This window comes from Clostridium transplantifaecale (assembly GCF_900626075.1).
In the GTDB taxonomy this organism is placed as follows: domain Bacteria; phylum Bacillota; class Clostridia; order Lachnospirales; family Lachnospiraceae; genus Otoolea; species Otoolea transplantifaecalis.
On sequence record NZ_UYZY01000002.1, the window covers coordinates 354,853 to 373,856 of the forward strand.

23 protein-coding genes are annotated in these 19,004 nt (G+C 44.1%); 4 read left to right on the forward strand and 19 right to left on the reverse strand.

Annotated features, from left to right (window positions below; all coding sequences use genetic code 11):
* Position 1 precedes the first annotated feature (1 nt).
* The 11 genes from EJL91_RS07310 to EJL91_RS07360 all read right to left on the reverse strand — a co-directional run bounded on the left by EJL91_RS07310 (position 2) and on the right by EJL91_RS07360 (position 8,670).
* On the reverse strand, positions 2-1,672 hold the full coding sequence (locus EJL91_RS07310; protein WP_164516774.1) for a DEAD/DEAH box helicase family protein: 1,671 nt from the start codon (positions 1,670-1,672) through the stop codon (positions 2-4).
* 96 nt (positions 1,673-1,768) lie between these two features.
* The gene (locus EJL91_RS07315; protein WP_125141306.1) at positions 1,769-3,103 is read right to left on the reverse strand and encodes a hypothetical protein; all 1,335 of its coding nucleotides are present in this window, start codon (positions 3,101-3,103) and stop codon (positions 1,769-1,771) included.
* Between the two features lie 112 nt (positions 3,104-3,215).
* On the reverse strand, positions 3,216-3,527 hold the full coding sequence (locus tag EJL91_RS07320) for a type II toxin-antitoxin system RelE/ParE family toxin (protein ID WP_125141307.1): 312 nt from the start codon (positions 3,525-3,527) through the stop codon (positions 3,216-3,218).
* A complete protein-coding gene (locus tag EJL91_RS07325) occupies positions 3,511-3,780 on the reverse strand; it encodes a type II toxin-antitoxin system Phd/YefM family antitoxin (RefSeq protein WP_125141308.1) in 270 nt (89 codons plus the stop codon). Before EJL91_RS07325 ends, EJL91_RS07320 begins: the two co-directional genes overlap by 17 nt.
* A 210-nt stretch (positions 3,781-3,990) precedes the next feature.
* Positions 3,991-4,695, reverse strand: a complete 705-nt coding sequence (locus EJL91_RS07330; protein ID WP_125141309.1) for a DUF5688 family protein — start codon at positions 4,693-4,695, stop codon at positions 3,991-3,993.
* Positions 4,696-4,721: 26 nt separating this feature from the next.
* A complete protein-coding gene (locus tag EJL91_RS07335) occupies positions 4,722-4,997 on the reverse strand; it encodes a hypothetical protein (RefSeq protein ID WP_125141310.1) in 276 nt (91 codons plus the stop codon).
* A gap of 31 nt (positions 4,998-5,028) precedes the next feature.
* A complete protein-coding gene (locus EJL91_RS07340) occupies positions 5,029-5,829 on the reverse strand; it encodes a recombinase RecT (protein WP_125141311.1) in 801 nt (266 codons plus the stop codon).
* 34 nt (positions 5,830-5,863) lie between these two features.
* Positions 5,864-6,793 carry a YqaJ viral recombinase family nuclease gene (locus EJL91_RS07345; protein ID WP_125141312.1) on the reverse strand — a complete coding sequence of 310 codons (930 nt, stop codon included), beginning with the start codon at positions 6,791-6,793 and terminating at the stop codon, positions 5,864-5,866.
* Complete coding sequence (locus tag EJL91_RS07350) at positions 6,793-7,317, reverse strand: JAB domain-containing protein (protein WP_125141313.1); 525 nt, start codon at positions 7,315-7,317, stop codon at positions 6,793-6,795. The genes EJL91_RS07345 and EJL91_RS07350 overlap by 1 nt, the downstream gene beginning before the upstream one ends.
* Complete coding sequence (locus EJL91_RS07355; protein ID WP_125141314.1) at positions 7,314-7,727, reverse strand: hypothetical protein; 414 nt, start codon at positions 7,725-7,727, stop codon at positions 7,314-7,316. Before EJL91_RS07355 ends, EJL91_RS07350 begins: the two co-directional genes overlap by 4 nt.
* 10 nt (positions 7,728-7,737) lie before the next feature.
* On the reverse strand, positions 7,738-8,670 hold the full coding sequence (locus EJL91_RS07360) for a DUF932 domain-containing protein (protein WP_125141315.1): 933 nt from the start codon (positions 8,668-8,670) through the stop codon (positions 7,738-7,740).
* A gap of 362 nt (positions 8,671-9,032) precedes the next feature.
* Here EJL91_RS07360 and EJL91_RS24530 point away from each other — a divergent pair, with 362 nt between their 5' ends.
* Positions 9,033-9,170: a hypothetical protein gene (locus EJL91_RS24530; RefSeq protein WP_164516775.1), complete on the forward strand. Its 138-nt coding sequence runs from the start codon at positions 9,033-9,035 to the stop codon at positions 9,168-9,170.
* Between the two features lie 242 nt (positions 9,171-9,412).
* On the opposite strand, the gene EJL91_RS24875 is transcribed toward EJL91_RS24530, so the two are convergent.
* Positions 9,413-11,497 carry a hypothetical protein gene (locus tag EJL91_RS24875; protein ID WP_243125266.1) on the reverse strand — a complete coding sequence of 695 codons (2,085 nt, stop codon included), beginning with the start codon at positions 11,495-11,497 and terminating at the stop codon, positions 9,413-9,415.
* 327 nt (positions 11,498-11,824) lie between these two features.
* On the opposite strand from EJL91_RS24875, the gene EJL91_RS07370 reads away from it, so the two are divergent.
* Positions 11,825-12,142: a helix-turn-helix domain-containing protein gene (locus EJL91_RS07370; protein ID WP_125141316.1), complete on the forward strand. Its 318-nt coding sequence runs from the start codon at positions 11,825-11,827 to the stop codon at positions 12,140-12,142.
* Here the strand turns inward: EJL91_RS07370 and EJL91_RS25345 are convergent, their stop codons facing one another.
* Positions 12,143-12,724: a relaxase/mobilization nuclease domain-containing protein gene (locus EJL91_RS25345; RefSeq protein WP_125141317.1), complete on the reverse strand. Its 582-nt coding sequence runs from the start codon at positions 12,722-12,724 to the stop codon at positions 12,143-12,145. It lies immediately after the preceding gene.
* 274 nt (positions 12,725-12,998) lie between these two features.
* Here EJL91_RS25345 and EJL91_RS07380 point away from each other — a divergent pair, with 274 nt between their 5' ends.
* Positions 12,999-13,196 carry a helix-turn-helix domain-containing protein gene (locus tag EJL91_RS07380; protein ID WP_125141318.1) on the forward strand — a complete coding sequence of 66 codons (198 nt, stop codon included), beginning with the start codon at positions 12,999-13,001 and terminating at the stop codon, positions 13,194-13,196.
* A 47-nt stretch (positions 13,197-13,243) separates the two neighbouring features.
* On the opposite strand, the gene EJL91_RS07385 is transcribed toward EJL91_RS07380, so the two are convergent.
* Positions 13,244-13,813 (reverse strand): relaxase/mobilization nuclease domain-containing protein, encoded by a 570-nt coding sequence (locus EJL91_RS07385; RefSeq protein ID WP_125141319.1) that lies wholly within the window; start codon positions 13,811-13,813, stop codon positions 13,244-13,246.
* The gene (locus EJL91_RS07390; RefSeq protein ID WP_125141320.1) at positions 13,792-14,073 is read right to left on the reverse strand and encodes a plasmid mobilization protein; all 282 of its coding nucleotides are present in this window, start codon (positions 14,071-14,073) and stop codon (positions 13,792-13,794) included. The genes EJL91_RS07385 and EJL91_RS07390 overlap by 22 nt, the downstream gene beginning before the upstream one ends.
* 259 nt (positions 14,074-14,332) lie before the next feature.
* Between EJL91_RS07390 and EJL91_RS07395 the strand changes: the two genes are divergently transcribed.
* The gene (locus EJL91_RS07395) at positions 14,333-14,542 is read left to right on the forward strand and encodes a helix-turn-helix domain-containing protein (RefSeq protein WP_125141321.1); all 210 of its coding nucleotides are present in this window, start codon (positions 14,333-14,335) and stop codon (positions 14,540-14,542) included.
* A gap of 322 nt (positions 14,543-14,864) precedes the next feature.
* Here the strand turns inward: EJL91_RS07395 and EJL91_RS07400 are convergent, their stop codons facing one another.
* From EJL91_RS07400 to EJL91_RS07415, 4 genes are read right to left on the reverse strand one after another with little or no spacing between them, the layout of a single operon-like run.
* Positions 14,865-15,890: a siderophore ABC transporter substrate-binding protein gene (locus EJL91_RS07400; RefSeq protein WP_125141322.1), complete on the reverse strand. Its 1,026-nt coding sequence runs from the start codon at positions 15,888-15,890 to the stop codon at positions 14,865-14,867.
* A 53-nt stretch (positions 15,891-15,943) separates the two neighbouring features.
* A complete protein-coding gene (locus EJL91_RS07405; protein WP_125141323.1) occupies positions 15,944-16,696 on the reverse strand; it encodes an iron ABC transporter ATP-binding protein in 753 nt (250 codons plus the stop codon).
* Positions 16,696-17,676, reverse strand: a complete 981-nt coding sequence (locus EJL91_RS07410; protein WP_125141324.1) for an iron chelate uptake ABC transporter family permease subunit — start codon at positions 17,674-17,676, stop codon at positions 16,696-16,698. The genes EJL91_RS07405 and EJL91_RS07410 overlap by 1 nt, the downstream gene beginning before the upstream one ends.
* Complete coding sequence (locus EJL91_RS07415; protein ID WP_341466968.1) at positions 17,673-18,677, reverse strand: ABC transporter permease; 1,005 nt, start codon at positions 18,675-18,677, stop codon at positions 17,673-17,675. The genes EJL91_RS07410 and EJL91_RS07415 overlap by 4 nt, the downstream gene beginning before the upstream one ends.
* Positions 18,678-19,004: the final 327 nt, after the last annotated feature.

Here is a 19,004-nt window from a genome sequence, read left to right on the forward strand (position 1 = left end):
TTTAATTCACCTCTTCCATCTGTTCTAGCAAATAACGCTCGCCTTTGCCCTTTATGTAAAATCCATATTTTTCACAGACTTCACGTACTTTTTTGATTCCTGGCAACCGTTTTTTATGTTCCACGCTAAGAGGTTCGCCCAACCGCTCGCACTCGTCCCGAAGCCTCTCACGAAACAAATCCCACTCTGCATCTGTTTTACATTTGCAACCGGCTTTTTGTTGCAAAAAAGCTTTAAGTTCTCGCCGTATCTCCCTCTGCCTTTTTTTTAATTCGTCCGACTCCTGATTGTATTCAATGCCGAAAAGATTCAAGATTTTTTTGACATAACTATCTCCGCCCTGCGCTATCAGCGCAATGTTTTCAGAAAGTTCTTCAATAAAATATTCTAGTGCTTTCCCCGCTAAAGGATTGACATAATGCTTTCCGCCCATACCCTTATTTAACATGCCTGACACGGAATCATTTCCCCACCGAAGAAGATATTCTTCCCGCTCCCATTCCGTCCCGGAATCAAAGACGTGAAATGCTCGTAGCCTGTTTTGAAGAGCGAATCGTTTTTTGTTAAAATAATCAGCACTGTGGCGGCAAATAAACAATTTTACCGTTTTCCCCTTTTTCTTTATACGCACGCGACCTGCTTGCTGAACAGCTGTAATCCCCTCGTAACCCGAAATAACAAGATTGGTGACTTGATTGTCCGTGATGCTTACTCCGTTGTCAATAACCGCCGTTGCTAAAAGTACCTGCACCGAAAATTTTCCCTCCTTTAGTAGCTGTTGCCACTCTACCGTATCATCCGGCTCCATTTCATCGGCAGATATAAATGCCGCCGAGATTCCCATAGCCTGCAGTCCTTCCTTTGTTTCCCGTCCTATTCGTTTCGAATCAACAAAGACTAACCACCGCCCCAGATTCCCGCCCTCTCTCTGGCTTTTAATCAGTTCTAACAGATCGTTTTGTTCTTCATAAATATATGGCAAAAAATATGAGAAATTTGGCTCCGCTCCCTTTAATTCAAGCACCTCCCGCGCAAAGGGGCCTCCTTTAATCATCGTCTCCAATAGTCCCGCTTCCATATATCGAACAGGGCTATATTTTTTTTCAAATTCATCAATGCCTTCATACAGATCCTCGATGCCCTCCATTTCCAATAGCAGTTTGCGAACCGGCTTCAGGGTTGCAGAGATGTAAATTCGAACAGCCTTCCAAAATGTTCGTGGCATTTTTTTTAAATGGCCAGTTTGTGCGGAAAAAAGGGAATCGCTGAACAGATAATGTATTTCATCTGCAACCATGAAATCAAAGTCTGCCGCTCTGGTCGCTCCAATTCGGACTTTATCAAACTCGCCAATGCGGTTTTCAAAGAGACGCTGCAAAAACTGATAACTGGTTACTGTCAGATTGTCAAATTCAATTACACCTTTTTCTTCAAAGGGCAGCCCCTCATTCACCCCGAACCGCTTATACAGCGTCGCTCTTAGCTGTCCGCGTAAAGCAGATCGGTTTACTGTCAGCAACATTTTTTTGTTCCAAACCTTGCAGTAGTACAAGAGTTCCGTGATACAAAAAGTTGTTTTTCCTGATCCCACCGGCGCATCCAGAAGAACAACCGTTCCCGGCTCCGCCGTCATAATCTGTTTTTTTACCTCCTCATCGATGTACTTCGCCATGTTTTTCCCTCCTTTTGAGTACATTTTAGCATCAAAAAAACCCCGGAGGTATTACCGGGGTTGCATACTTTTTCTGTCAAAAAACTACTTGACAAATCAGTTTTCTTTGTTCCACCATTCTGGAGAACGGCCTTCTGCAAACACAATATTATCGAAATCCCAAGGAGACGGAAACGAAACTGGCGTTCCTGTTTTATCTGATATGCTGGAATGAAATCCTATAATCCAATCCATAACTTGTTTCTGCAGCAAACACATGATTTTGTTTCCCTTATTCCTTTTATCTCCACTAATCTCTCTTGAAATTTCATTTACCCTAATTTTATCATCGTCACCAATCCAGAATTCATCCGAATTTACTACGGAACTATAATCTCGCCTTACAAAACTCGAGATTTCTTCTGCCCAGTTGTCCATATTTCTTTTATCCGTAACCAGCCAATCTCCCACTAACACCTTCAAGAATCCCCGGTATAACTTTAATAGATATTCGCCTATAGTTTCATTTGTTCCTAAGCATTGGAATATTTCACGATAAGGTTTAATATTTGGTTCACTATTCTGAAATATTGCTTCAAAATTCTTACTCGCCTCGTTTGCATTGTTCCAGTTCAAGAACGATTTCAAATTAATTTGCCGTGATTGCGCTTCTTCACCTTCGCATAAATCATAATTAAAGATGTTCTCTATATAATACCGCCTTACATGTACCCCTTTTATACTGCAAATCTGCTGAATCAGTATACTTTCTTCATCGTCGCTGAGCACCTTTTTCCCCAATACGGTATCTTTTTTCTCCATTTTTCTTTCAAATAAAGAAATCGCCATAGGATAACCGGTCAGACTCTGATACATATATTTTTCTTCAGCTGACAAACTTTCGTATATGTAATTACGTATATTTTCTGGTTTATATGTTTCGTAAAGCGAACTCCGTGTGTTCTTATTCCATATATCCGATTCCTGTATAACCAGATGTTTTAAATTCAGCCAAAGGGCATCCGTCTTAACAATCATTCCTTCTCCGCTTACCTGAAACTCGAAATCCACCTTCCAGTCTATGTCGCATATATTTTTTTCAGGCATCCAGTCCTTTTTATTTGATTTTTTTTTGCTCTTCCAGTAGTCACAAGTTAGTAAGACTAAACATAGTATATCTTTTTTTATGGCTTCACGAAATGCGGGTTCCTCCGAATAAGGTAAGTTTTTAATATCATCGTTCCACTCGCTGTCCAAATAAGATTCCAATACCGTTTCCACCGTATATTTATCTTTAGATGGCCATTCTGATGGTTCTTCTCCTGTTTGACTATATTTTTCTACACATTCAGATATTGACTTATTTTCTATCTGAGCACGCAGACCGTAATAATTACTTTTTTTCAGCTCATTAATCTCATCTTCGGAGCTAATTAACAAAAATCCTCTCATGTACCGTCTCCCTCTTGATCACAAAGTCACTTATTTACAAGGTATTTAAAAGTGTCTGCAGCACCCTATGACAGTTTTAAAAACTGTCACAGCGCACCACAGACCTCTCTCATCACAAATAACTATCCACGTTTCTTTTCCCATATAAAATTCTTCGTACCTCCATCACCTCGCCGAGAACCACATAATAAATTATGTAATTTCCTACATAAATCCGATAGTAGGGCTGTGCTCTTCTTTTGTGACTTTTGTAGGGTTCAAACGCTTCCGGACATTTTTTTCTCTGAATGATACTGCGTTCCACATCATTAATTAATTTCAGAGCCGCGTCCGGATTGTTCAGCTTCATAGAAACATAATCCACAATCTCTGTCAGGTCATCATAAAATAGTGGAAGGTATCGCAGTTTATACTTCTCTTCCATTCATCCTTCCTCTTATCCTATCAAACACTTCCGCATGAGTCAGTCTTTCAGCATCAGTTTCTGCCAGTTTATCGGCTTCGTCCAGTTTCATCTCCACATCATCCGTAAGTAATGCATATTGTTCCAGACTCAAGACAACCATTGTTCCATAACCATTCTTCGTAAGGTAAACAGGTTGCTGCTCTTGTATCACAAGTTCTTCAATCTCCGGAAATTTATTTCTTAAATCAGATACTGGCCTAATTTGAATCATTCAATCACCTCCAGCGTTTATTTATCTTTATTTTATCATAATTTTATCATAAAAATCAAGGCCCATATCTGTTTTTGTGTCCGAAAAGGCTCTGCATTTTGGAGATATACCCAGAATCAGCAGACAGAACCTTTTCGGACTTAATTTCAGACAGAATATTTACTGTCAAAAAGGTAGACCTTTTCAGACAGATATATTCTGCTTTTATTTTTAAGCATAAAATGTCCTGCCATCTGTCACAACGCGGACTTTTCCGATGTGCCTTTCAAACAGATAAATATTATCGGATAATACATCCTCCTCCGGCACATCCTCCGCATTGATACTGCAAACCATTTCTCTTAACCAGTTCCAATCCTGTCTGTTCTCTGCTTTCAGTAATATTACTTCATGAACGCTGGACGGCAAAATCAGAAGATCTCCGCCGATCCTCTGGGCTGCCTGTTCCAACACAGACGGGTACAGCATAGCGCCTGCTCCGTTGAATCCTTTCTCATTGGTCAGCACATACATAGGCAGTTGTTCTTCCGATAATTCGTGAGTCCGTTCCTCGCAGACATTCTCCCCCAGTTCCTCTCTCTCTATTTTTTTCAATACTTCAAATATTAATTCGAGCACAGACGGCATCAGCCGGGTCGTATTTTCACTGGCAAGGCGAGATACTTCTTCTAACGTCAGTCCCCACATATGGATATGCTTATTCTGAATTAGCGTTGTCAACTGCCCGCTCTCATCTTGTTTTAATAGCAGATAAAACACAACTGCCAGGTCACAAAAAGGTAAATGCGGTATCTCTTTCAGAAGTTCCCGGTTCTTTTCCGCATTGATAAGTTTAAAGCAGATCTTATTCCGGAGGCAAGAAAAATCCAGCAACATTTCATCAACCTCTTTTATTAAATTTTCGTTTATCTCCATTTCCGTTCTCCCTCTTTTTCTCCCTGTTATTTCAATCCCCTAATCGTCTGCATCAGACGAACTCCGTCTTTAATACCCGTCAGATAACAGCTTTCCATCGCCGTGGCCTGCGTTTCGGTAAGGTGGTTTAAAAACTCCTGTGTCTTCTCAAATGCCTCCGGATAGTCCTTCATAAATTTCTCCCAGCTGTTCAGGTACTCCTTCTCTTTTAAATAACTGTCCGGATTCTGGCTACGCTGTACGCTGCATACATCTGACACACGTTCCGTAATAATAAAACTGATGAGTTCTTCCCTATTCATTCCGTTTTCCTCCTTTAAACACCTTTTCATCTTATGCTGCCTCCGGATTCAAGTTGTCCGGCAGGCATTCATTATGTATTTCGCTCATATCCACGGAAATATCCGTTTTAATCGTCTCGTCCATTGACAAAGCCTTTTGGAAATCCGACGATACCGGCGCATATTTTAGAGCCCTTTTAATCACCGTCTTCTTGGCCATATCCTCATAATTGTCCGTCCATGGACTGTATTTACTGCCGAACGACTTGGCATATTTAGCCGCAAAGGCATCCATGTCTGCTTTGTTGCTGACTTCAAACCCGTATCCTCCGTTGGTCAGTTTAAACAGGCCATATATATAAGTAACTTCTCCGCGGTCGCCCTCTCCCGGACGGTGAATCAGACGTGAGTCAAGTCCGTACTGGTATTCAAAATAATCAAATTCGCGGACGGCCTGTGCCTGAATTATCTGTATCTGACCGGTGCGGTAGGCAAGGTCGATTAATCCTTTATAGCCGAGCTGGAACTGGCATTCCAGCGTTCCTTTATTTTTATATGGAATCAGGTACGCCTGACCTAAAGGTGTGTTGGGTTCCACTCCCAGCTGGGCCGCATTCATGAGCGCAGCAATAAAGGACATTGGGGTACAGTTTGCCAGTTCCGGTGTGTTATTGATAGCCGAAAGCGCCATTCTGGTAAACCGCTCCGGTGTAATCACAGCGGGAAGAGCCCTTCTTATTTCCGGCTCCAGTGTCTTTACCATGTCCGCAATTGTCATTCCCTTCGTCAGCCTTACAGGGCCGCTCTGACTGGTCGCCCGTTTCTCCAACTCGTTTTTAACGTCTATTCCCATTTGTATTTTACCTCCATTTGTATTTCGTTCCGTGTTATGCCGCTCTGACCGTGAACCGCCTTGAACTGGTGACTTTCGTAAAATCTCTGTATAGCTCCGGCCGTTCTGACTTAATTCTTTGCGTATCCAGTCTGGCCGTATCCACATTTGACCACATCACTCTATACCGGTCATTAAAAGCCGTCTCACTGTCCTTCATATAAAGCTTCACTTCCTGTTCAATCTGCCGCTGTTCCTGTTCCAGTTTTTCCTTCAGACGGATGATCTCCTCCCGTCGTTCCAGCTTTTCGTCAAAGCCGATTAAGAGCACGGATGAATCCTTCCGGGCCAGATGGAAATACTGTTCGAGTACCTCGTCACAAGCTTTGGAGCCATCCGGTTCCGGCATGATTTGGGGAATCACATGGTCAAACCAGAAAGCGGATTCTATGGCGATAAGATTGGAAATCAGCTCTTCGTCCCGCTCTATTCTTGTGTACTTAAACTCCTTTCCCAGCAGTACGACCGCCAGATACCAGTGGTCAGCTCCCATGACGGCCATATAGTGATGACACTGAATCAGATAATGGGGCGGTATCTGGCCGTCTTTCCATTTATCTGCGGAATAGGCACTGGCCGTTTTACATTCAAGGCCTGCATTTTCCCCTACTACCATACGGTCAATATCCGCCAGCATAAACGGGTACTTGTCATGCCGGTACATCGCATTGGAACGCCTTACCTTTAGTCCGCTGGCCTCCATGAAACGCTTTGCCACGTAGTCCTCCAAGTCCCGTCCCTGACGCATACTCTCGTTGTCCATATCCGGTGTGCTGCTGCTTATTTTATCCTGATATACATTCATTGGACTGGAAAATGGATTGAGTCCGGCCACCGCACCGGCATCCGAACCACCGATTCCCGTTTTTCTGTAGGCAAGCCATTCTTCATGCGGCAGATTCAGGGTGGAAATTATTTTTTTCATTATGCTGCCTCCTCTCTGTCACCAAACGGGTATATATCTCTGTCCTTAAAGCTGATGTAATCCTTCCCGAAACCGATTATGATATGGTCAACCAGCGGAATCCCGAGCAGTTCCCCCGCCTCCTTAATACGGGCCGTCGTTTCGGAATCTTCTCTGCTGGCTTCCATATTCCCCGATGGATGGTTATGAAAACAAACAATTTTGGCGGCATTGGAAAGAACCGCGTGTTTAAATATATCTCTGGTGTCTATGCTGCAGGAGCACAAGCCGCCCACCGCCACGATTTCCATGGCGATCGGCGTAAGTGTCGCATCCAGCGACATTACAACCATCATTTCACGGTCGGAATATTCAAAAAGAGGCCGCACCATATCTGCGGCCTCTTCTGCGGTTCGGAATCGTCTCGTCCCATATAAGGCGTGGCCCTCTCTGACCATCTTTAATTTTACGATTCCGACTTTTTTCTTCGGGATGGGGCGTTCCATCATGGATATTATCTGCTGTTCCTGTGTCTGTCGTTTCATTCAGATTCCCTCCTGTCTCTGTCCTCTGTACCGGCTTCCCTGATTAAAATTATACCGCCCTGTTCTCCCCGTTCCATATGGTATTCATTCCGAAACTGTTTCAAAGCTTCCATGCCTCCGCCATATAACGCCACCAACGCGGCCGATGCCAAAAGCGGTTTTCCGATTGACTTTGCTGCCGGTGTACCGGCTACCGCTCCCGAAACCATGGTAAAGGGGTATTCTTTCTGCGGCCTTATTTTAAGCAGAGCGGCAACGGCGGCAGTTAGGCTAAAAAAGCACAGCCACCACATAATCTGACTCATGGAATATAACCGTTCCATTTTAGGCGCAAAGCGCCCTGATATGTGTATGGTTTTTGCCTTCTGTTTTAAAGCGAAGCCCAGTTCCTGTTCATTATTTGCAGTCATTTTCTTCCTCCTACGCTGATTTCATCATTTCGTATGCCTTATCAATCAGCACATTTCCGTCTACCGTTCTTGCAAACAAGCTTTCTTTATAATTGGCCCGTTCCCGGAGCGGCTTTGCATGGGTGGCAAAATCGGACACCGCATTGACGAACCTGTAACAGTTTTTACCTACGTGCTGTAAATCCGGCGCATCAAAATAGCGTCTCTTCACGTCCTCTTTCATACGCAGCACATTTTTCTTTTGCTGTTCAGTCGGATTGCCCATGAGCGGAAACAGGATGTCGATATACTCACATACCTGACGGTCAGACAGTTTCTTCCGGTTTAGACGGTCAATCGCAAGGCCGAGTTCCGCCATATACTGCTCCGCATAAAGAAGCGTATTCCTGGCATCCTCCAGCTTACCGCTGATATTGCCGGTGTGGTTGGTAGCCCAGACGCGTTTAGCCGTATCTAATGCGAGGTTAAGCGTATTCTGGCACACCACCCGGATGGGCGTCATCGCCGCTTTTATCGCGCCGGAACCGTCGTGGGAATTCATAAAGACGAGATATGGCGTTATCTCGTCACCGCTGATAATGTAACGCTGCGGAAGCCTGGCTAGAAGCCATGTCCGCCGGCCATTCTGGAGAGAGCCGGCCGTTTCATAGGTGACCCCCTCCCCGAGAAGCTGGTCGGAAAAGCCGAACGCCTCGGTATTCTGCACTACCTTATAGCGGTCTGTGACCACCCCTAATACCTGTCCATCGGTATCTCTGATGTTTGCCCTGAAACCGGAAATGGGGATTCCGTCCTCCGTCTCAATTGGCTTCTGGATTACATTCCAGTCAAGCCCTGCAAGAGTCAGGGCCGTCTCTGATGTGGGGGCCTCCTGTACCATTGTTCCCAGACCGTGCCACGGTTTCTCTCTTGTGTAAAACATTGTTTCCACGTTTGCTGCCATAATTTTTTCCTCCTTTTTATTGAATGATTGTTTTGCGGTTCTACGCTCCTTTTGGAACGTAAAAAGCCCCCAAGCACCGAAGTGCTTGGGGACTGTGTGAGGGTTACTTGTCCTTCATGATAATATCTACGATTTCCAATACGACCTGAAAGACTACTGTGAGAATTTGTTTTATCATACGCTTTTCCTCCAAGATGTTTTGTTCTCACAGGTATAATATTTAATTAAAAATAGGGCCTTTTTACAAGGCTAATATTTCACTCTGTTTATGGCTTGAATATTCTTTTCTTTATGATATAATTACGCTCATATAATAGTATTCTAACTTTTATCATTCTTGTATATCATAAGGAGGCAATCTTATGTCAAATGTATATTTTCTACACGATGGAAAAACGCAAGGCATCCCCAGAAATTACCCACAGCGTCCATCAAAAGGCGGTTCTAAAACTGGCGGTAGTACCAAAAATAATGGTTCTCAAAAAGACAATACCAAATAACATAATTATTTAAATAATTGACAACTCCGTTCATTGTCAATAAAAAATCAGCTTGAATAATCTACACTTCCTGACAAAATGTATATACTCTCTCTGTATCCCAAAGCAACAATATAGAAAATCCAAAAAAAATCCGGCAGAATTAAATTTCCCTGCCGGATTAACATGTGCTAAGCCTTGCAAATATATTCCCAAACCTGCTACAGCCTTTTTAACTTTTTTATATTTAGTTGCTTTTACTATTACTTATCTTTTTCATCTCGAAGGCCATTTGTATTTACATAATAACCATCGGGTGTCTGTCTGTTCACGAACATGATTCCTTTCGTACCGTCTGATACTGTGTTGAAATAATACCAGTTTCCATTAATCTGCTGCCATCCTGTCAGCATTCCCTTATTAATGTCAATATAGAACCATCCGTTCAGTACCGGATCGAAGGTCAGACCGGATTTTGCATAACCGTCCGCACCAAATGCATACCAGGCACCATTGATCATTTCCCAAAGAGGCTGTTCCGTTACATTGCCCTGCGCATCCGCCACGTTTAAGCCAGCGGCATAAGTGCCGTCTGCATACTGTAATTTCCAACGGACATCCGTTTCTCCCGCCGCATTTACAGATGTTTCTGAAATCCATTTACTGTTGCTGTCGCTTGTTCCCGTAATAATTCCGGTCAGGGAATTTACGCGGCCTTTTTTACTGTCGATGGTGATTGTGCCGGAGGTGCTGCTGCTTGAGGAACCACGGTCTCCGCCTCCTCCGCCGGATGAAGTGCCGCCGGATGAAGTGCCGCCGGATGAAGTTTTATCCACGAAGACGAAGGTGCTGAACTCTGTGACGGCGAATGATACAGTTCCGTCACTATTTACGCGGGGATTGATTGTTTCGGCTTCTCCGTTATGTTTTATATGCACGATGGTCAATAAATTAGGTGAAATCCCATCCGGCACCGGCATAGTGATAAGAACCGGGTACTTTAATTCCCCTCCTGGAAGAGTGTTACTCTTATCCGTCAAAGAAATATTGATGGCACGCTTTATTTTATATTTAGACGCATTCGCATTAGTTAAGTCTTTCTCTTCCGTCTTTTCAAACTTGATGCCTGTGGCGCCGTTTAAAATGCCTCCCACAACTTCAACCTTTTCAGTATCTACTCCGCTTTCTCCGGCTTCGACACTGAGATCTGCTTTTTGCGCGGCAGATTTATATTCTGTCTCTAAGTCCGCATAACTCTGCGCTGCTTCTTCATCAACCTGAATCGCCAGCTTTAATGTATCCTTTTCTTCCGACTCTAGGTTTGTGTTTTCAATATTGGCCTTTATATCTCCATCCTTTAAATCATCAATAAGGCGCTTTCCCTCATTAACTGTATCATCCATAACAAACGGATCGCTAAGAGCAGAGAAATCGCTGTTCTCATAGTCTATTAAATCTCCAAGTGCCCTAACATTAAATTTGTATGTTTTACCATCTTCCATTTCATATGATAAATCCGCTTCATTCTCTACCGATGTCATAACACGGCTTTTCTCATATTCGCCTGTTGCCGGGTTCAATTCCCATAAATAAATAATATATAATTTATATGACGCACCTAATATATCATCCTTTTCCGGAACATCATCCCATGTCATGACCCCTCCCGAAATCCATTTCAAGTTAATCGGTGTAGAAACTTTCTTGTCCGGAATTTCATAGTTATATGGTTCACTATACTCAGACCAGTATTCCTCCGGAACATCCCAACCGTCTTTCACAAATGCAGCTCGAAACGTATATTCTCCCGGCTCTGAAAAACTCATACGGGCATCCCACTCCTCGTAGTAACCGGAAGAACTGGTAAATCCCTCTGTTACAGGTACACCATTATTATAGACCATTACTCTCGTATATAAAACATCTTCTGCTTCTTCATCTGAGAGTTGATCCCAATCGCCCCATCCTGGGTAATCAATACCATCCCATGCATTATCACCTACAGCCCAATGTGGATTTTTTGCCGGAATGAAAGCCGCCTCCGACGACGACGCTTTCTCAACATTCATAATGCTTCTGGTCAGCATCACTCCATCAAGAACTTCATCCGCCTCATCTTCATCTGATTCTGCAGGTTTTTCAGGTTTTTTCGATTTTTCTGATTCCTCCGACTTTGTCGGTTCTTCCGGCTCTGCTTCGGTCGGTGTTGCCGCTTTTCCTCCGCCATCAGAAGTTTCCGTTGTTTTGTTCTGCTCTGCCTTATCTGCAAAAGCAATTCCTGTCGTGGTCGAGCACAAGAGCATGACAATTATCATCATCTTGGCTATCCACCTTGTTTTCTCTTTCACTTCCTTCTTCCTCCTTGTTTTTAAATATATTTCATCAGGATAAATCTCTCCCCTTAGGGTATATTTCATCTATCCCAAAGAATTCACATTACAAAACGCAGATAATAAAAATTCGCCTCATTCATCCGAAAATGTTACCACCATTTATTTAATTATCTGCCATATTATGTATAAAAAACCTGTGTCGAGCAAACCTATAAATAATAACATATTTCTCATCTATGTTTTATCGTAATTACGATATAATTATACGTCTTTTCGCACCTATTGTCTATCGATAATTCGCAATAAAATATCGTTATTAGGTAATATTAGGAGGAAAATGCGATGTTCGATGTATTAGGAAGGATTAAAGAACTAAGAGAAGCCAGAAATTGGTCTGTATACAAGCTCGCGCTGCTTTCCGGAATACCGCAATCAACAATCGCAACGTGGTATCAGAAAAACTTATGCCCGCCGATTGATAAATTAGAAATTCTATGTAATGTGTTCGATATTACGTTGGCAGAATTCTTTTCAACTGAAGAATTTAGTGGATTGTCAAAAGAGCACTCTGAGTTGTTGCAAAAATGGATGCTCCTGGGCCACACTGAAAAAAACGCCCTGACTTCAGTAATTAATGCGTTTATTAATCAGCCAAGATAGCTATATCTGTGCTACAAATCTCAGCAATGGCCGGTTTCCATGATGTTGCAGATATGCGTTCTGGTATTGCAGTAAAATACCATTGAAATGATTCTGCCGCGCATTCAGAAGCCCTCGGTTGTCATGCCATTTAAGACCGTTCTCCAAGTTAATTGAGTTGATTACAAAATGAATATGTATGCCTATGTAGTCCTGATGGATAGCAAACAGTACCTGATTCCCTCTTTGATAATAAAAACTGCCCATGGAATTCGCCAACCAATAAATCCATCTTAAATCACATCCCAGCATGATATACTCTCCTTGAGTTAACAAAAAAACATTCTTATCGGAATAAACAAAAACCTTATGTGATAAACGCCTTCCCCTTCGTGTTGAAATATAATTCACATTCTGAACTTTTTCTATCTGGAATATGATTTCTTCTGCCGATTCATAAAAAGCAACACCGTATCCACTTGACCCAAGAAAATTCTCAGCGTCCGGTTTGTTTTCTCTCTGACACATGACATATTTAACCACATTGGACATAACGTCTATATTCGTATAATTTCCGGTTCTCGCCAAGCATAATAGTGCCATTTAAAATAAATGAATTTATACACACTTACAACCTTACTATCTCAGCGGTTTTCTTTCTATCAATATCTTTTGGTCTTTCTAATCAGCAAATCAACAAATTTTTGACTATCATGGCAGCCATTGCTGATATTCTGGATAACTTTAACTTCAACGATTATCAGTTATAACTGTGTAAAAACAAAGTGAAATAAGACCTATCTATTAAATCTTTTATACTGTACCATCGCTAAAAACATCTATATAAAGACAAAGCTTTATAAGGAGGTGTTTTAGCATGTTATTTGACAATTACGGTGATTTATTGAATCTAACTGACCTTAGCGAAATTCTGGATGTAAAACCTGCTACCGCTGCCCGATTATGCCGTTCGGGCAAAATCAAGGCTTTTAAAGCCGGAAGGGAATGGCGAACCACTAAACTTGCACTGGAAGCATATGTTCTTTCCGAAAGCTATTATCAACCATTAGCGTGATTTTATCAAAAGTCCCAGGCAATAATAATTGCCTGGGAGCATCTTTTTTAATAACCATAATAGCGTTCGCATGTTTCGTTAGCTTTCCTATTACTAATTAAATTATAATTACGTGAATCCATCCACGCATTCACTAAACTTGTCATCCATCGCTTCTCAAAGCTAAAGCTAAATCGCTTTCCATCCCTCCAGCCAATCGTATCAACAGCCAAATGAATATGAATTTGATTTGTATCCATATGAACACCATATGCTGTAATATAATTTTCTCCATAAATCTCCGCAATGTAGTGCGCTAAATCAAAAGCCTCATTTGGCATAACACTATCTGCATTATGAAAACTAATGATTCGATGTTTCAATAAATTTTCTTTTGCTTTTCCATAGACAAAATTATTTATAATCATTTGATTGGCTACCAACTCTGGCTGGATCTCTTGACACCTTGTTCCCATGAAATGTGCGCATCCCACAAAATCACTACACATATGACCTGTGCGCACCTCATCATAGAAGGTCTTACCCACATCAAAAATATATTCTATACAATTCCTTATGCTGTCCTCTGTATCGTATCGCTTGTTATTATCTTCATTTACAAATTTAATAATTGGCATGCATTAAAAACCTCCTCCCGTATAGAGTCAAATGATACGTTATTCCTATTTGCTGTTGGAAGTTCTTCCTCCGCCTTATCTACTGCACTAAGAATTTTGTGTAGGCTTTGGTAAAACTCCTTACTCTTCCCTATAACCTGTATTGGATTTGCATTAATGCAAGCTCTGATATAATCGCTTCTATTCATGCCCGAGTTCTCCATTCCCTGTTCTAGTCTTATCTCCTCTTCTTCTGTAATTTTAAAAGTAATAAGCTTCATCTTTTATGTTCCTCCTTTGGACGGTATCTCTGCAAGTAGGTGGAAGCGTATTACCGGCTCCAGTCTACTTTACTTTATTGTTAGATAGGGTTGTTAAAAATGATTTAGGAAGAATTAAATATCAGGAATCCAAAACAAAAAATAAACCCGGCAGAAATAATTCCCTCTGCCGGACTATACCGCATACCCATTTTTCCTTAATCCAACTTCAACAGCAGCCTGTCCATTTTGTTGCTACCGTGCGAAAGAACAGATAATCATGTTTGAAAATTATGATGAAATAATAACGATTGCTGAGCTATGCGAAATATTTGGCATAGGACGTAGTGCCGCATACAAAATCCTTCATGTGGGCGACATCAAAGCCTTTCGTGTCGGCCGGATATGGAAAATTTTAAAACGCAGAGTAGAAGAATACATTCAAAGAAAAAGTAAATTAAAAAACACCTCCTATAAGCTGCACCAATAAAGGCTATTCTCATACCCACTCTGTACCCACAAAGCAACAGCACACGGGAAACTTCAACAAAAAATAAATCCGGCAGAATTAAGCTTTTCTGCCGGATTAACATGCGTTAAACCTTGTTAAAATAGATGTTTTTCAAGTTTTGTTTTAGGTGTGGAAGGTCTCGAACACACCGGTCGGTTTGTGCAGCTTCTCTCGATGCGTGATTTGGCACGAGGGAATTGCGACCTTATTGCAGAGGCTAATATATCATGAATTTCTATAAAATGCAAGCTGTGCCGGCAATTCTTTCTTCGTCTGCTGCCTCCCGGCCAGACGAAGAAAACTAATCGAGCAGAGCGCTCTCCAGATCGGCCAGCATCACATCCAGCGCAGTGATACCACCCTCGGCGGTGTACCACACGGCCGGGTGCTCCAGATAAACGATATTGCCATTCTGATACGCTGCGGTGCCCATAACAAGCTCATTTTCCATAATTTCCCTGGCCAGCTGAGCGCCGTCCGTGTTAATGGCCGCATCGCGGTCCATCACGAATATGTAATCCGGGGCTTTTTCTACGATAAATTCAAAGGATGCCTCATTGCCGTGGGTTGCCGTATCGATTTCAGCGTCCACACCGATATTCTCAAAGCCTATTTCCCCGCCGATAATCGAGCAGCGGCCATCGTTGCCCAACACGTTAAAGCTGCCGCTGGTACTCATGCCCACAATGGCCGTCCGGCCTTCTGCAATGGCAGCCAGCGCTTCCACGCGGGAGGCAAAGCCGGTCAGCTTTTCCTCCACCTGACTTTCAAGTCCGAACATGGAGGCAATGGTCAGAGCGTTCTGCCCCACACTCTCCACAACGCCGATGGTGCTGTCGGTGGCCAGGTAGACAACCGGTGCAATTTCGCTGAGCGCGTCATAGGAGCTGCTCAGGCGTCCGCCGATGAAGATGACGTCCGGCTCGCAGGCCATGACGGCCTCCAGATCGGCTTCCTTAATGGTGCCCAGGTTTTCGATGCCCTCATCGGTGATATAGCTCTGCAGATAGTCAATGGAGGACCCCTTCGAAACGCCCACTACCCGGTCTCCCAAACCCAGATTATCCAAAATGTCCAGGGCGGCCAGGTCCATCACCGCAATGCGCTGGGGATTATACGGAATTTCCAGTTCGGCGGCCTTCTGATTACCGTCTAAGGACGTAATCGTAATCTTCTCAGGGCTCCGGTTCTCCGGCGCATCTGCGGCCGGCTCAGAAGCCGCGTTCTCTGTTCCATTATTGCCTATCGCGGTATTAGAATTATTTCCGCAGGCTGTAAGACTAAAAAGCATAAAGGCTGCAAGTGACAGCGTTAAAATTTTTCTCATTGTTTGATTCTCCCTTTCAAAAAAATACAGATAACTTAGTGTCTGCCGCAACGTCAATAATAAATGGACAGCGGCTTGCCTTCGATCTCCATGATCTCGAAATCGACCTTATAGATCTCGGATAGCGTCTGCCGTGTCATCACCTCCTTTACAGAACCGAATTTGGCGATCTTCCCATCTGCAAAAGCGCAGATATAATCAGAATAGAATGCGGCATAATTTATCTCATGCAGCACCAAAATCACGGTCTTTCCCAGTTCATCACAAAGGCGGCGGACCATTTTCATCATGTTGGTGGCATGATAGATATCCAGGTTGTTGGTGGGCTCATCCAGCAGGATGTAGTCCGTGTCCTGCGCGATTACCATGGCAATATAGGCCCGCTGCCGCTGCCCGCCGGAAAGCTCGTCGATGAACCGGTCCTCAAATTCCTTCAGCTCCATGTAGTCAATGGCACGCCGGATGATCTCTTTATCCTCTGAGGTGATACGGTTTCCCGAATAGGGAAACCGGCCGAAGGAAACCAGCTCCTGAACGGTGAGTTTCATTTGGATATTGTTGGTCTGCGTCAGGATGGCGAGACGCTTTGAAAGCTCCCGGCTTTTCCATTTGCCGATATCCCGCCCGTCAAAATCCACCAGCCCCGCATCCCGGGCGATGAGCCGGGAAAGCATTCCCATGACCGTAGATTTTCCCGCGCCGTTGGGACCAATCAGCGAGGTCACCTTTCCCTTCGGTATTTCAAAGGTAACGCCGTCTACCACCGGTTTACCGTCATATCGTTTTGTGAGTTCCTTTACAAACATTACAAAGCCCTCCTTTGAGTCAGCAGCAGATAGAGGAAATACACCCCGCCGCCTACGGTGATAAATACACTGACCGGAACAGAATAGGTAAAGATATGCTCCACCATCATCTGGCCGCCCACCAGCACGAGCATTCCAAACAGGGACGCCCCCAGTATCAGCTGGCTATGCCGGTAGGTTCGCAGAAGCTGCCGCGCCAGATTGGCAATAATAAGGCCCAGGAAGGATATGGGACCGACCATGGCGGTTGCCACGGCGATAAACAGTGTCACGCCCAGCAGCAGCCTGCGGATGCACTTATCATAGTCAACGCCCAGATTGACAGCCCGCTCCTTTCCCAGCGTCAGCACATCCAAAAGCGCCAGCTCACGGCGCAGTCCGATTATGACCGCGGCCAGCAGAATCAGTGCGAACACGATAATTTTAGAATTAATATTGCTGAAGCCGGCCACCAGCGTTGTGAGCAGCGCATCGTATTCGTTGGGATCCATTACCCGCGTCAGCGTCGTTTGAATGCTGGAAAAAAAGGAGGTCAGGACGGTTCCGATGAGAAGCACATACAAAACATTGTGTTTCGTCTTTTTAAACAAATAGCTGTAAATAGCCGTAGCCGCCGTGCCCATGATTATTAAGTCTACAGCAAAGGACAAATTGGCGTTGACGGCAAGGATACTTCCGGAACCGGCCACAAAAACGACCGCAGTATGGATCAGCGTATACAACGAGTTCATCCCCAGCAGACAGGGCGTGACGATGCGGTTGTTAATGACAGACTGAAATACAATGGAGGCTCCGCCGATGGCAAAGGCTGTAATGAGCATGGCGATCAACTTCGGAGTCCGGATTTTCATGGCGTATCGAACCAGCTTTTCGTTGCCGAAGCGCACGTCAACCAGCATATAGGCGGCAGCTGCCAGCAGCACCAACGCGGTTAAAATCAGCAGTTTGCGCACATTTGCGCGGTGGGCATCCGTTCTCATAACCGTTCACCTCCCTGTTCAGAGGCGGAAACAGCAGCCGCACAGCCGGAGCTGCCAGCCCCCGGCAGGCGGACTGCTTTCCGCCCGTTCTTCAGCCTGTAAAACAGCAGACCGACAAAAATAATGCTGCCGAGGATGCCCACAATCAGCTCGATGGGCAGCTCATAAGGCGCAATCACCACCCTGCCGATTATATCGCATACCAGCACGAACAGCGCGCCGAACAGGGCCGTGTCCAGCAGAGTGCCCCGAATTTTATCTCCCTTAAACATGGCGACCACATTGGGAACGATCAGCCCTATGTAAGAGATGGAGCCGACAACCACAACGATGGAGGCGGTGATCATGGCAGCTATGGTAAGGCCCATAAACAGCACCAGATTATGAGGTACCCCCAGATTTTGGGAAAAGTCCTTTCCCATGCCCACGATATTAAAGTGATTGGCAAAAATGAAGGCCAGTACAACAAGCGGCACTATCAGATATACAATCTCATAGCGTCCCCGGAGCACCATGGAAAAGTGTCCCACCAGCCAGGATGAGATCGCCTGTGTCATTTCATACTTATAGGCCAGAAAACTGGTAATGCCTCCGATGACGTTGCCGAACATGATTCCCACCAGCGGCACCATAATCACATCCTTAAACTGAACCTTCTGTATGAACCACACAAAGGTCCACGTGCCTAAAACGGCAGCGGCAAACGCGAATACGGCCCGCCCCCACAGGGTGGAAGACGGCATAAAAAGCAATGCCAGAAGAATCCCCAATTGGGCGGATGAAATGGTCGCTCCTGTTGTGGGAGAGACAAATTTATTCATGCAGAGCTGCTGCATGATGAGTCCGGCCACACTCATCCCTACGCCCGTGCACAGTATGGCCAGCAGCCTGGGCAGACGGGATATAAAAAATATCTCCAGCTTTCCGCTGTCGTGAAACAGAGAAGCAAAATCGATATCGATCACACCGACAAACAATGACAGCACCGAAGCAAGAATCAAGCTGACGGCTAAAAAAATAGTAAAAATTCGTCCTTTTATGGAAGTCTCCTCCTTTCAAGCTTAAGTTAGTTCCAGCTAACCCTCAGGTAAAAAAATACACTGCGCGAAAGCGGCGACCGGGCTTATATGCTTTCGAACAATGCTCATCGCTGATGATTATACTAAAACTCTTTTCGTCTGTCAAGTTATGACCTTGTGTCTGACGCATGAAAACCATCGCGCTTCGCCGCCAAAACAGGAACCTTCCTCTTTGGCAAAATAGCAGCTATGCCTTATTTTACAGTGAATTCCGGAAATTCTTTTCAATGCCGGAATTTTAAATACGAA

Coding starts and splice junctions, on each gene's coding strand:
- EJL91_RS24530 (WP_164516775.1), top strand. CDS start 9,033: ATGTCAAATGTATATTTTCTACACGATGGAAAAACGCAAGGCATCCCC.
- EJL91_RS07380 (WP_125141318.1), top strand. CDS start 12,999: ATGTTATTTGACAATTACGGTGATTTATTGAATCTAACTGACCTTAGC.
- EJL91_RS07335 (WP_125141310.1), bottom strand. CDS start 4,997: ATGAATAGGGAAGAACTCATCAGTTTTATTATTACGGAACGTGTGTCA.
- EJL91_RS07370 (WP_125141316.1), top strand. CDS start 11,825: ATGTTCGATGTATTAGGAAGGATTAAAGAACTAAGAGAAGCCAGAAAT.
- EJL91_RS07310 (WP_164516774.1), bottom strand. CDS start 1,672: ATGGCGAAGTACATCGATGAGGAGGTAAAAAAACAGATTATGACGGCG.
- EJL91_RS07325 (WP_125141308.1), bottom strand. CDS start 3,780: ATGATTCAAATTAGGCCAGTATCTGATTTAAGAAATAAATTTCCGGAG.
- EJL91_RS07330 (WP_125141309.1), bottom strand. CDS start 4,695: ATGGAGATAAACGAAAATTTAATAAAAGAGGTTGATGAAATGTTGCTG.
- EJL91_RS07410 (WP_125141324.1), bottom strand. CDS start 17,676: ATGAGAACGGATGCCCACCGCGCAAATGTGCGCAAACTGCTGATTTTA.
- EJL91_RS07385 (WP_125141319.1), bottom strand. CDS start 13,813: ATGCCAATTATTAAATTTGTAAATGAAGATAATAACAAGCGATACGAT.
- EJL91_RS07345 (WP_125141312.1), bottom strand. CDS start 6,793: ATGAAAAAAATAATTTCCACCCTGAATCTGCCGCATGAAGAATGGCTT.
- EJL91_RS07390 (WP_125141320.1), bottom strand. CDS start 14,073: ATGAAGCTTATTACTTTTAAAATTACAGAAGAAGAGGAGATAAGACTA.
- EJL91_RS07400 (WP_125141322.1), bottom strand. CDS start 15,890: ATGAGAAAAATTTTAACGCTGTCACTTGCAGCCTTTATGCTTTTTAGT.
- EJL91_RS07340 (WP_125141311.1), bottom strand. CDS start 5,829: ATGGGAATAGACGTTAAAAACGAGTTGGAGAAACGGGCGACCAGTCAG.
- EJL91_RS07350 (WP_125141313.1), bottom strand. CDS start 7,317: ATGAAACGACAGACACAGGAACAGCAGATAATATCCATGATGGAACGC.
- EJL91_RS07320 (WP_125141307.1), bottom strand. CDS start 3,527: ATGGAAGAGAAGTATAAACTGCGATACCTTCCACTATTTTATGATGAC.
- EJL91_RS07395 (WP_125141321.1), top strand. CDS start 14,333: ATGTTTGAAAATTATGATGAAATAATAACGATTGCTGAGCTATGCGAA.
- EJL91_RS07405 (WP_125141323.1), bottom strand. CDS start 16,696: ATGTTTGTAAAGGAACTCACAAAACGATATGACGGTAAACCGGTGGTA.
- EJL91_RS07360 (WP_125141315.1), bottom strand. CDS start 8,670: ATGGCAGCAAACGTGGAAACAATGTTTTACACAAGAGAGAAACCGTGG.
- EJL91_RS25345 (WP_125141317.1), bottom strand. CDS start 12,724: ATGGCACTATTATGCTTGGCGAGAACCGGAAATTATACGAATATAGAC.
- EJL91_RS07355 (WP_125141314.1), bottom strand. CDS start 7,727: ATGACTGCAAATAATGAACAGGAACTGGGCTTCGCTTTAAAACAGAAG.
- EJL91_RS07315 (WP_125141306.1), bottom strand. CDS start 3,103: ATGAGAGGATTTTTGTTAATTAGCTCCGAAGATGAGATTAATGAGCTG.